General features: G+C 59.3%; 9 protein-coding genes. 6 read left to right on the top strand and 3 right to left on the bottom strand.

Annotated elements, in window-relative coordinates:
* Positions 1 to 2 precede the first annotated feature (2 nt).
* Positions 3 to 1,121 (bottom strand): hypothetical protein, encoded by a 1,119-nt coding sequence (locus M8Q45_RS08490; RefSeq protein ID WP_249874301.1) that lies wholly within the window; start codon positions 1,119 to 1,121, stop codon positions 3 to 5.
* 350 nt (positions 1,122 to 1,471) lie between these two features.
* On the opposite strand from M8Q45_RS08490, the gene M8Q45_RS08495 reads away from it, so the two are divergent.
* From M8Q45_RS08495 to M8Q45_RS08520, 6 genes are all read left to right on the top strand, one after another.
* Positions 1,472 to 2,524, top strand: coding sequence for an MBL fold metallo-hydrolase (locus M8Q45_RS08495; protein ID WP_249874302.1), 1,053 nt, complete (start codon positions 1,472 to 1,474; stop codon positions 2,522 to 2,524).
* A 224-nt stretch (positions 2,525 to 2,748) separates the two neighbouring features.
* Positions 2,749 to 4,464: an alkaline phosphatase D family protein gene (locus M8Q45_RS08500; protein WP_249874303.1), complete on the top strand. Its 1,716-nt coding sequence runs from the start codon at positions 2,749 to 2,751 to the stop codon at positions 4,462 to 4,464.
* Between the two features lie 327 nt (positions 4,465 to 4,791).
* Positions 4,792 to 4,959: a hypothetical protein gene (locus M8Q45_RS08505; protein ID WP_249874304.1), complete on the top strand. Its 168-nt coding sequence runs from the start codon at positions 4,792 to 4,794 to the stop codon at positions 4,957 to 4,959.
* A gap of 242 nt (positions 4,960 to 5,201) precedes the next feature.
* The gene (locus M8Q45_RS08510; RefSeq protein ID WP_249874305.1) at positions 5,202 to 6,893 is read left to right on the top strand and encodes an Hsp70 family protein; all 1,692 of its coding nucleotides are present in this window, start codon (positions 5,202 to 5,204) and stop codon (positions 6,891 to 6,893) included.
* Between the two features lie 3 nt (positions 6,894 to 6,896).
* Positions 6,897 to 8,285: a J domain-containing protein gene (locus M8Q45_RS08515; protein ID WP_249874306.1), complete on the top strand. Its 1,389-nt coding sequence runs from the start codon at positions 6,897 to 6,899 to the stop codon at positions 8,283 to 8,285.
* A gap of 63 nt (positions 8,286 to 8,348) precedes the next feature.
* On the top strand, positions 8,349 to 9,248 hold the full coding sequence (locus M8Q45_RS08520; RefSeq protein ID WP_249874307.1) for an AraC family transcriptional regulator: 900 nt from the start codon (positions 8,349 to 8,351) through the stop codon (positions 9,246 to 9,248).
* A gap of 84 nt (positions 9,249 to 9,332) precedes the next feature.
* On the opposite strand, the gene M8Q45_RS08525 is transcribed toward M8Q45_RS08520, so the two are convergent.
* Both M8Q45_RS08525 and M8Q45_RS08530 read right to left on the bottom strand, forming a co-directional pair.
* Complete coding sequence (locus M8Q45_RS08525) at positions 9,333 to 10,094, bottom strand: SDR family NAD(P)-dependent oxidoreductase (RefSeq protein ID WP_249874308.1); 762 nt, start codon at positions 10,092 to 10,094, stop codon at positions 9,333 to 9,335.
* A 127-nt stretch (positions 10,095 to 10,221) separates the two neighbouring features.
* Positions 10,222 to 12,204: a M10 family metallopeptidase C-terminal domain-containing protein gene (locus M8Q45_RS08530; protein WP_249874309.1), complete on the bottom strand. Its 1,983-nt coding sequence runs from the start codon at positions 12,202 to 12,204 to the stop codon at positions 10,222 to 10,224.
* Positions 12,205 to 12,388: the final 184 nt, after the last annotated feature.

Raw genomic sequence — 12,388 nt, forward strand, 5'->3', positions numbered from 1 at the left:
GCCTAAGGCTTGCCTGAGGGCGGTTGTGTTGAAGAGGGCTGTCCGAACGCACTCGTGATCCTATCCATGAAGTTCAATACCAAGTCCACCGAATATCCGGCAATCAGCGCGATCCCGATCTGGGGTAAATTGCTCAAGGCGTCCGTCTTCGAAGGGGTTAACAACACCAGCGACGCGACGCCCAGGATCGGTCCGAGGGCCAATCGCGCGGACCCAAGCAGGCGCCGTGTCCTGGTGAACGTGAAGGTCTCCAATTGTGAACTGACGGAGCGCAACACAAACACGCAGCTACCCAGCAACCCGTACAACGCTGGCAAGAGCAGGCGATAGAGAATGTCGTATTGGTTTTGGGCCTGTTGGCGAGGACGGTATTCATCAACGGACTCGCCCAGGGACAATGTCGGACGCTCGGATGACTCCATAGGGGGGGCCATATCTTTCGCAGAAGATTTTGTCGTAATGGTCGGTTCATCAAAGAATGTAACCATCCAGAATGTCCTGGAATAGTTCAGCAAGTTGGCGGCAGAAGCGCGTGCCGACTGTATCGCGCGATTTTGTTCATAGGCTGCTACAAAGGCAGAGTAGGCGGCGGTTTGTTTGCCCATGGCTTCGACTATAAGGGGCAAGTGGGTGTCAGGGTCCAATGATTTTATAACCAGCGTCGCATTCCGACTCTCCGCCCAGCGTTTCCATACGGTATCTACGGAGGTCTTGTTCTTCTCGACCAGGTCATCAAAACCTTGAATGCGAGAGGAGAGCTGCACCGCCTGAATTTGTGCGCACAGTATTATCAGCAAAGTGGCCATCGACCCCCATGCGACATATTTGCTGGCCCGATTGGTAAACAAACCAATCAATGGACTACCGGTAACCAGCCTTGTGTCTTGAATGCTGGCAATGGTCACTGGCCGTACAGCGACGGCCAACTTCGACAGTGACGTCCAAAATGCCACTTCTTGGTCAAGCTTCAATTCGCCCGTTTCGAGCGCCTGCTCTGCAGCAATGACCGCTTTCAAGTCAGCGTCGGCAATGGGGATTCCAGTTTGCGTAGCGAATGCCAACAGAAGCTTGGCTCGATTGATCGAGTCTGCGAGATGATCGGTTTCAGGGCGCACGGGCATGTTCTGGGATCCTTCCGAAATGAAAGCGAGATTATAAATCTGTTACATGGGCGTAACACCGGTCCCATTATTATGTCGCGAACAGGTGTCGCACATCGAAGTTGGACAGTTTGTTTTGAAGGAGGATGGGCTGATTAAGACGGACGTTAGCAGTAGGTTATTTAAGTGTCCAGTTGCAGTTGTTGGCAGGTTGAATAACTGTGGCGTTTTTTTGAGTTTTGCAATAACGCTATTTCAATGGGGTGCGTTATTTCTTTTTAAAAGCCAGCGCGATATAGCGGTGCCGCGGAAACTAAACTAGCGTGTAATGGCTGAAGTGGAGCTTTAAGTTTGGCCGGGGAGGATTGGCGATGCGTCTGGTCATTGTGCTGATGCTGCTGTGTCTGGTGGGTTGCGCCAAGGATCTCACTCCCGGCCTGGTGGGTTGCGCCAAGGATCCTTCCCCAGGAAGCGACTGTCGTGCAGAACCCACCACCGACGAACACAATCTGAACGGGCCGAAGATCACCTACCTCGGCGTAGGCGGCTGGCTGCTCGACTGGCACGGCGAAGGTCTGTTACTCGCACCATCCTTCAGCAATCCGAGCATGCCGCCGATCTTCGTTCACGCGAACGAGCAGCGTATCGCCGATTACCTGCCGGACGTGAAGAACGTCAAAGTCATCCTGATTGGCCATGCGCATTATGACCACCTGCTCGATGTTCCATTGATCATGCAGCGCTACGCGCCTGACGCGATCGCCTACGGCAACAGAACGGCCGGCCACATCCTCGCCGTGCCGGAGTTGCACCTCAAGCACAGGTTCATCAACGTGGAGCAAAGGATGTATCGCGTGCGCTGCACTACGCCCCAGTGCTACCAGGCCAATCCGGACCAGTGGACCAAGGTGGGCCGCGTGCGTTTCATGGCGATCCAGAGCCAGCATGCTCCCCACTTTGCAGGGGTGGATTTGCTCGAGGGCAGTTATTACGAAGACTTGAAGGCGCTGCCTGTGTATGTCCGCAACTGGAAAGAGGGCACCACCCTGGCGTTTCTGATTGACCTGCTCGATGACGCAGGCAGGCCTGCCTACCGTATTCATTACCAGGACTCTGCGAGCAATCCGCCATTCGGTTTCCCGCCCTTGATTGCGGATGGCAAGGATGTAGACGTGATGATCATGTGTGCAGCGTCGACTTCTCAAGTCTCGCAATATCCTGACGCACTGCTGCGCTATCTGCATCCGCGCAAGCTACTCATCGGCCATTGGGAAGATTTCTTTGACAATGACCTGGGCAGGCCGCCGCGGCTGCTCAGAGCCCAGAAAGAACACCAGATGCTCACCCGTATCAGTACCGGATTCAAGGACATCCGGATGGTCATGCCGTTCCCGCTGAGCGAAGTGGCATTACGCGACGAATAGCCATGACCGAAGCAGCGGATGGCGGGGAGGGAAATTCGAGCGGTGTCCCTTGTCGAGCGTCATCGGCCTTAACCACTGAGGATAGCAAGGAGGTGTTGTTCAATCTCAAGCCAGAGATCAGGAACTGAACCCGGTCCTCGATGCCCCTCTGCGCTTTCTTCGCAATGGCTGGCTCGGATGTGGACGGAACCGTTGCACAAACCAGCCTGGAAGGATGCCCCTGCATGAGTACGCTTCGCGCGCCCGCACTCGGTCCCATCGTGGGACACACTACCCATCGTTCGTGCCGGCTGTGGATGGCCGCCTCGGATTGCCTCGATCGAAAAGAACTCGATGAAGAGGTCCGCTCCATTGGAGTACTCGGTGTCGTAGGAAAAAACGGCAAGGTTAAACCGGGCGATATCTTCTATTTTCGCCTGCCCCGCGAATACGACCGTACCGGCACGTTGAATCTCGGTGTGGACAAGTCCCTCTGGAAAGATGCGGCAGAGGAAAAGAAGCTGCAGCCTTACACGCTCGATCCCGCCACCACCTACACCGTGCGCATGGCGTCGCTGAATCAGGATGACGCTTATCCCAATGACAGCAATGTAACCAGCGAGGAGATTGCGTCCAAGCTCCCAGCCCCGTCCGTATGGGCGGACAAGTTGAATCTCGAAGATGGTTTGGGCGAAGCGTTTGCCGAAGCCACGTTCACCACGCAGCCAGCACCAGGACAAGCCGCATCCCCACTCAGTTTTCTGCTGGGCTCGTGCCGTTATCCAGGTTTGCTATGGAAGCGCAAGGAAGCCGACCGCATCTTTCGGCCCATGCTCAAGCAGCACGAGGATAGGCCGGTCAACTTGTCACTCATGGCCGGGGATCAGATCTATGCGGACATGTTCAATCGCATGGTGCCCATCGGCCTGGCGGATACCTACGAAGAGTTCCAGGAGCGCTACCATATTGCGTTCGGGTCGCGGAACATGCGCAAGTTGTTGAGTCGCGTGCCGACCTACATGATCCTGGATGACCACGAAATCGAGGACAACTGGTCACAGGATCGCCTGCACCAGAGCAACAGCAAACGGATACTCTTCAACCTGGCCATTGGTGCCTACATGAGTTACCAGTGGAGCCACGGCCCGCGTTTCATCGACAGCTACGTCAATGATCCGGCGTACGGGGCGCCAGCCTCGCTCAAGCGGATGCGCACGCTGAACCTGTTCTACGACTTCGTTTGCGCCGGCTACCCGTTCTTTGTGCTCGACACCCGCACCCAGCGTTTTCTCGCCGACCTGCCGGGGTTGGCCGACAATCACCTGCTGGGCCGGCCCTCGCTTGATCCCAACGAGCCGAGCCAGTTGGACCGGGTCTGCGCGTGGCTGATGCACATGCAGCAAACCCGCGGCAACGTGCCGAAGTTCATCGTAACTTCCAGCGTCTTCCTGCCAAACGGGGTGGATACCTTGCTCAGCGATGAACACAAGGAGAAGGATGATTCGTGGCCGTGTTTCCCCAACACGCGTCGGCGGATTCTGCAAACAATGGTGGACGGGAACGTGCAGAACGTGATTTTCCTCTCCGGTGACATCCATTGCTCCAGCGTGGCGCAACTGGAGTTCTCGGCTCCCGCCGCGGCGCTCAAGTCTTACTCCATTGTCTCTTCCGCATTTTATTGGCCGTTTGCTTTTGCCGATGGCGACCCCGCTGGCTACGTCCACGATTCACGCGCGGCGAATACCCAGGACGGCTTCGCCATCAGCCCGGCCCAAGGCACCTTGCACTACAGGGCGTGGGGTTTCTCCCAGGATGACAACTTCTGCCGGATCGACGTGGACCCGGTGGCGGCGGTACTGGCCGTGCAAGCCTTCGACGGGGATGGAGATCCGATTGCGCGAAGCCACGGAGACGGTCAGATACGCAAGATGCCGGAGAAACTGAAGCTGGCGCCCTGGTGATGCGGCGTACATCGTGACCGAGTGGTTGCGATGCTGCGCCATGACCGTCAAAGCCGGGCGGTCATGGCCCATGAACGCCGGGCATCCCCCGGCGTTTATGAACGGATCAATGAAACGCGGGTGCTGGATGTTTGAACGGCCGCCCAGCGGGAGAGCACGCACGGCCAACGAATGCATGATGTGTCCTTGTTGAATATTCCCCCACCCAGGCGCTATGGTCGGGCTTAATGCGCACGTCGGTCACGGGTTGGCGCTGCAGATTTCTGACCGTGATCCAAAGAGACGATAAGTCCAGCGTGTTCAATTGTGGCGTTAGGAATACTTTTAATGGCGAGTTCCAATTCACCCCAGTCGATGCAAGATTTCAGTCAGAACTTGCGTCTTCTCTGCGGGTACTACAAATCGGTGGCGATGGTGTGCCGCTCCCTCGATATCAACCGCCAGCCGTTCAACGAATACCCGGGGGCGCAGGCGACTCCCTCATTGTTCCTGTAGGAGCTGCCGAAGGCTGCGATCTTTTGAAGTTGATCCTTCGTTGGGACTCAATGGAGACCGAAAAGATCGCAGCCTCGCTTCGCTCGGCAGCTCCTACAGTCTCCAGGCGCCAATACCTAAAGCCACCGCCCACGCCGCCGATACCCCCGGTCATGAATCCGCGAACCGCTTCCGCATCAGTATTGACTGAGCCGAAATGCGGTGCTCTGCTGGCCGACCGTGTCAATCAAGGAAAAGTGACAGTGATCATAGGTATCGATCTGGGCACCACCAATAGCCTCGTGGCGGCCTGGGACGGCGAACACGCCCGGCTATTGCCCAATGCCCTTGGCAATCTTCTTACCCCGAGCGTCGTTGGCCTCGACGACGATGGCCAGTTGATCGCCGGCGATATCGCTCGGGAAAGGCTGCACACCCATCCGCACCTCACCGCGTCATTGTTCAAGCGCTACATGGGCAGTGCCCGTGAAACGTTGCTGGGCGGGCGGGCCTACCGCGCGGAGGAGCTTTCGGCGATGCTGCTGCGCAGTCTCAAGGCTGACGCCGAGCGTGCCTTGGGCGTGCCCGTTCTCGAAGCGGTGATCAGCGTGCCGGCGTATTTCAGCGATGCCCAGCGCAAGGCCACGCGTATTGCGGGAGAACTGGCGGGCCTGAAGGTCGAAAAACTGATCAACGAACCCACCGCCGCGGCGTTGGCCTACGGCCTGCAACAGCGGGACGAGGCCACTTTCCTGGTGTTCGACCTGGGTGGCGGCACCTTCGACGTCTCCATTCTGGAGCTGTTCGAAGGGGTCATGGAGGTGCGCGCCAGTGCCGGCGACAACTTCCTCGGTGGCGAAGATTTCGACGATCGACTCGTCGAACACTTCATCGCCAGCATCGGCGCCGCCGATCTCCCTGATACGTCCCAGCCCGGCATGGCGCAGCGATTGCGGCGCGAGGCGCAGCGTGTTCGCCATGCCTTGGGTCAGGCGCCGGTTGCGCCCTTTGTGCTGCGCGAGCAGGCACGTGAGTGGTGCCTGGAAGTGACCCAGAGCGATCTGGCAAACATCGCCCAGCCGTTATTGGATCGCCTGCGTGCGCCGATCGAACGCGCGCTGCGTGATGCCCGGATCAAAGTCGCGGACCTGGACGAAATATTGTTGGTCGGCGGCACCACACGCATGCCGCTGGTGCGCAAATTGGTGGCGACGCTGTTCGGGCGGATCCCGGCGATGCAGCTCAATCCGGACGAAGTCGTGGCGCAGGGCGCGGCTATCCAGGCGGCATTGAAAGCACGCCATGCTTCCCTGGAAGAAGTGGTGCTGACCGATGTCTGCCCCTACACGCTGGGCATCGAAACCTCGGTACAGCTAGGCGACCAATACCAAAGCGGTCACTACTTGCCCATCATCGAGCGCAACACGGTGGTGCCGGTGAGTCGCTCCCGTAACGTGTCGACCCTCAGCGACAACCAGAAAGTGGTCAGGCTGGGTATCTACCAGGGCGAAAGTCGCTTGGTGGCCAACAATATTTTTCTCGGTGAGCTGGAAATCCCGGTGCCGCCGCGCAAGGCCGGGGAGATCACCCTGGATGTGCGCTTCACTTACGATAACAACGGCCTGCTCGAAGCCCAGGTGCATCTGCCCATCAACGGCGAAACCCGCCGGTTGGTCATCGAGAACAACCCTGGCGTGCTGGACCCTGAAGAAATCGCCCGACGGCTGGCCGCCCTTGAAGCATTGAAAGTGCATCCACGGGACCAGCAGGTCAATACGCTGCTGCTGGCTCGGCTGGACCGCCTCTATCAGGAAAGTCTTGGCGACGGGCGAGACTATATTGCCGCGCTGGCGAACCACTTCCAGCAAATGCTCGACACCCAGGACGAACACCGGATCCGCGAAGCCCGAGGGGACATCAGCCAGCGCCTTGCCCACTTCGAGATGGAGAGGTAAGTCATGAGCCATTGGCAAATGCTGGGTCTTGCCCCCGACGCGGACGAACGCAGTATCAAGCGCGCCTATGCACGGCTGCTCAAAGTTCATCGTCCAGACGAAAACCCTGATGACTTTCAGCGCCTGCGCCAAGCGTACGAGGCGACCATGGCCGAGGCACAGTGGCGCGCGCAGGCTGATGATGAGGACAGCTATGTTTCGCTAGATGTCAGCGAGCCAACCCCGGACTCATCTCCCACTGTTGTGCAGGCGCCCGCTCTCGCCATTTATTTGGACGATATCGACGCCCCAACGCCCATCAGCCCGCCCGAGCCGTCTCTTCACCAGATGCAGCAATGGTTGGCCGAGGGCCGGGACCGCCAGGTAATGGACGGGCTTCGCGTTTGGCTGGCCAGTGACTGGCTGCTGCCGTTCGAACGCCGCCAGCGGTTCGAGCAGAACGTTCTGGACTGGCTCGAGTCCGCGGAAGGTTGGTCGCCTGCCTTTTTCGATGGGGTGTGCAAGGTCATCGGGTGGGATGAAGCCCAGGCCACGCTGCCTTGTGAATATTGGCGCTGGGACCGCCTGATCAGACGGTGCGAGGCGCAAGCCTTTGCCGAGTCTGTGCGGGCGGACCTTGCCAGGTTCGACGCCGATAAAATCCAGGGTCAGCCGGCCGCTCTGCTGCTTAAAACCATGGCGGACGGTGACCGCCGTGAATTGGCCGATGGCTTTGACGGCGGTGACTGGCAACGTTTTGCCCAGCTCGCTCAAACGATCGAATATCAGTATCCAGAGGTGACCGAGCAGCTTGGGTTGCAACCCGTCGACAATTGGCGGGATTGGCTACCCCCGACAAGCTATCGAGGCATCTACCTGTTCCTGTGGGTGGCGCTGTCCGTGGTGCTGTTCACGTCGGTGTTCACCGGTCTGATGAGAAGGGATGGACCGGGCTCGGTGATTTTATTGCCATTGCTGATGATCGTAGTGAACTGGGTCGGCATGAAGGCCTACGAAATATGGACGCTGGTGGCCGTGGCAGCGGCCCGCCTGGACGTGCTGCTCAGCCAGAAATTGATCCCGCGCTGTTGGTACCGACAGGGCGCCGGGCTGCTGTTGCTGCGCCACATCCTTCCCAGCGCAGCGACCGCCGCTTTGGCGTACGTAGGGTCCGGCGGCGCTGCGTCGCTGCGGTGGGGAGGCACGGTCACGGTGTTCCTCGGCATCCTCTTTTTCACGAATCAAGCGCTGAGCGGCGGTAAGGTTTCCATCTGGGCCCGAGCATGGCGCGCCGTTAAACTTCGGGTCGGGCGGCTGCCTTGGCACACGCTGCAACACCAAGGTCTTGTGGTCGTGATTGCCGTGCTGGTGATGGCAGCGACGGTGTACTGGCGCATGAAAGGTGTCGCTTAGGAATAGATTTTTCAACGTCAGGCGCGCTGACCGAGGGGTAACGATAAAGGGGCGTTGATGAACATGAAGCCAATAGAACGAACCTCTCCCCAAGGGCTGGAGGCTTATATTCGCGGCGAGCGCTTGGCGGCTTCGGATGATCTGGCCGGCCGCGACGTGTTGGTGCAGATATTCAACCGCGAGCCTCAGGAGGAAGGCTTTATCGTCCCAGCCGTCGCTGAGCCCTTGCTGGTGTGGATCATGTCGGGCACCGCGGCGGTGCAGGAACGCAGCCTGGGTGGCGAGTGGCAAACCAGCGTCGTGTCCAAGGGCGATTTCTTTTTGACCACATCGGCTGAGCCCTACGAAATGCGCTGGAACGTGTCTGGCGCAGACGCTTTTGTCGTGATGCATATCTACCTGGGCATCGCGCTGCTGGAGAAAGTCATTCAGGAGACGCTCGGCGGCCCTGGTGCTGTCCGTTTGCGCGAGGTGTCGGGTGGTCGTGACGACGTGCTGTCCATGCTGCTGGAACAGTTCCGCACGGAACTGACCACTCGCCACGGGGGCAGCGCACTCTTTCTGCAGGGATTGGCGCAGTGCCTGGCCGTTCACCTCGCCCGTGAGTACCTGGACAATTCGGCGGACGATATCGCCCGTCGCAATGCCTTGCCCGCTTATAAATTGCGACGCGTGTTGGCGGACATGGAAGGCAATCTGCAAAAGGAGTTCAGCTTGCGGGCGTTGGCCGAAGCCGCTGACATGAGCGAATTCCACTTCAGTCGGCTGTTCAAGAAAGCGACGGGGCACTCGCCTTCGCAGTTTTTCATCCGACTGAGAATGGCCCGTGCCCGGCAGCTCCTGTTGGAGACGGATCGCAGCATTATCGATATCGGCCTGGACGTGGGGTACAGCAGCCCAAGCCATTTTTCCCAAGTCTTCAAGCGCCAGGTGGGCGTGACGCCGAGCCACTATCGCAGGTGAGCCCTTTCCCGATGCGTTCGTCATCGCGGTGTCCAAAAAAAGCGCGGTGCAGACAACGCCGCACCGCGCGGATCAGGACCAGCATCAGCCCACGGGAATGCTCATGCCGCCGTCAGCCATGACCACCGACCCGACGATGAAGCTGGCGCGTTCGGAGGCGAGGAAGGAGACGATTTCGGCAATTTCCTCTGGCGCCGCCGCCCGGCCGATGGGGGCCGACTTACCGTGCTCTTCCAGGAAACCGCGGCCGTCGTCCATGAAATGGTTCAACAGGTTGGTCACTACGTCGCCGACGCCGATGGCGTTTACCCGGATGCCGTGCTCGATGGCTTCAAGCGCCTGGGTGCGCGTCAGTTGGGCGAGGGCGCCTTTGGAAGCGGTGTAGGCGGCAATGCCGGGAAACGCAAAATACGAGGCGTAGGAGGCGATGTTCACGATCGCCCCGGATTTGTTTTCCATCATTGCCTTCATCGCTTCGCGAGAATGCAAGAAGGCGCCGGTGACGTTGGTTTCCATCTGCCACGTCCAGTCCTCGCGCGTCATCTCCACGATCGGTTTGTAGAGAATTCGGCCAGCGTTATTGACGAGGACGTCCAGCTTGCCGAACGTCCCGACGGCCAGGGCGACGGCTTTTTCAGCGGAGCCATCCACGGTGATGTCCGCGACGAAGGGCACGATGCCGTCTCGCTCCAGGTCGTTTACAGACGGGTCGATGTCTTCGGCAATCACCTTGGCACCGCGGGCATGGAGCAGCTCGGTAATGGCTCTGCCAATACCGCTGGCCGCACCGGTCACCAGGATTACTTTGCCTGCAACTTCATCAGGGGTTGGGTTGAAGTGAGTCATGTCAGGTCTCCAAGCAGTGGTTGTGAGTCGTTTCGACGGTTCAACTCTGCTGCTTTTTGACGTGCCTCTCTTTGGCAGCCTTGCTCGGACTGTTGGGTTTTTGCTCCTTTCTCGTTTGTTGGCCGCGCTACACCTGGGAGCCAGCCACGCCGACCAATTGAAAAACTTCTTCTTCCGAGGGCGCGAAGGTGATGTCCAAGTTACGGTAACCGGAGTGATCCCCTACCAGGCTCAATTCGAATCGCGCCCCGGAGGCGTCGGCTTCGTAGCTCTTCAAGTACGTCAGGTTCCTGGCTTCATTGAAAACCACGTCCAACGTGCCGTTGTAGCCATTCCCCAGCCGGGTAAAGCCCAGGGCGGACACATCGATCGTGTCTTCACCGGCGGTATAGTCCATCAGGCGATCAGCGTGGTTCTCGGTATCGGTACGGTAACTGTCGCTCAGTGCGTCGAAGCGGAACACATCGCTGTTGCCGCCACCCGTTAATAAGTCCCGGCCTTCTCCGCCAATCAATACATCGTTCCCTAGCGCTCCAAAAAGGCGATCGTCATCCGCGTACCCTTCGATGATTTCCCCTCGGGCGTTGCCTTGTAATTGATCGGCCCCTTCGGTGCCCACCAACCTGGCTTGCTGGAACAGGAGGTTGGTTTCATTCAGCGCTTGACCCACATTGCCGTCGAAGACCACTTCGAAGCGTTCCCCCTGCGCATTGGCCTCGAAACTCTTGAGGTAGGTCCGCGTCCCGCTTTCATTGACGCGTATCGCCAGGGTTCCGTCATGTCCATCACCCAGCCCGAGGAAGCCCAGGGAGGAGAGGTCGAGCGTATCGGAGCCGGGGTCGAAGTCGGTGATTCGATCGCTATGGGCCGTGGCTGTGGTTCGGTAGCTGTCGGTGACTGTCTCGTAACGGAACGTATCGGCCCCAGCGCCGCCCGTCAGCAGGTCGCGACCTTGCTGGCCATCGAGCAGATCGTTACCGGCCCCGCCAAGGATCGCATCGTCGAACGACGCGGTGCCCAGCAAGAAGTCATCATCGCGGCCTCCGTCGAGGTGGTGATAGCCGTCGTCGGGATTGCCGAAGCTGTGGTCCAGGCGGCCGTCGGGGTTCAACTGGACCAGGGCGGCCAGATAGCCGTCCGCGCTCGTGCCTTGGCTCCCGCCAATCAACAGCTTGCCGTCGGCCCGCACGACCATGTCGGCGACTGCGAAGGGAGCGCTTTCCGAGCCCCAACGCACCTGGCCCTGATCACCGAAATCGGTATCGAGCGAACCGTCTGCGTTGAGTCGAATGACGCTCGCCACGCCGCCCGAGGCGCCCGCCAGCAGGATTTTGCCGTCATCCTGTATGACGAGCGCGTCTGCATGAACATCCAGGGCCAGGCTGCCCCCATTCGCAAAGGTGCTATCCAGCGTACCGTCCGGGTTGAGGCGGGTCAGGGTATCTTGCCCCGTGACCAATACCTTGCCGTCTTCCTGCAACGAAACGTCGAAGGTACCGCCGGGGTGAATGCCGACGGACGCCGGCAGGTGCAGGACCCCAGCCTCCGCGAAAGACGAGACCAAGGCTCCCGTCGCGTCGAAGCGAGCGATATAGATTTCCCCGGAGGGATACCCGGCGCTTGCGAAAAAGCTGCCGTCGCGTTGCACGGAGAACGACGCTTGCTGGCCAAGATTGTCATTCCAGTAGAAGGGCACTGTCGCGGTGCCGCCATTGCCGAAACTCGTGTCGAGGCTGCCGTCGGCCAAGGTGCGACTGACGCCCGACACCCAGGCGTCGCCGACTTTCACGTACTGCGCCACCAGGTAGCCACCTCCCGGCTGCACCGCGGCATTACCGCCGTCCTCGATATCGAGCGACACGGGGAGGAGGGACTTGCCGTCGCCACTGAAATTGCGGTCCAGGCGACCCTCGGCATTGAACCGGACCAGGCTGCCGGTAAAGCCTGAATCCTCCTCGCCCCCTAATCCCAAGCGACTATAAGCGCCCAGCCAGATGTTACCGTCCGGATCGACCGCGATACCTGCGACGGTGTCCGAGCCCCATAGGGTCGTGGCTACCGTGCCTGTGTTCCGCACGGCTGAAGCGGCGGGCGAAGTGCTCTGAGTCATGTCCATGCCTCCAATGGCTATACGTCGCCAAAGACAATAGACAGGGCTCGGTCTGGTTGCCACTTTACGAGGCGAGTGTGTAAAAACACCACGAGGCTCAAAAGCCCTGTATCGTATTTTTATTTCGTTGTACGTTGGAGTCGCGGACGGCTTTGAACTGAATGATGACCGTGTCCGGCCACAC

It is taken from the genome of Pseudomonas sp. T1.Ur (genome assembly GCF_023516725.1).
GTDB lineage: Bacteria > Pseudomonadota > Gammaproteobacteria > Pseudomonadales > Pseudomonadaceae > Aquipseudomonas > Aquipseudomonas alvandae.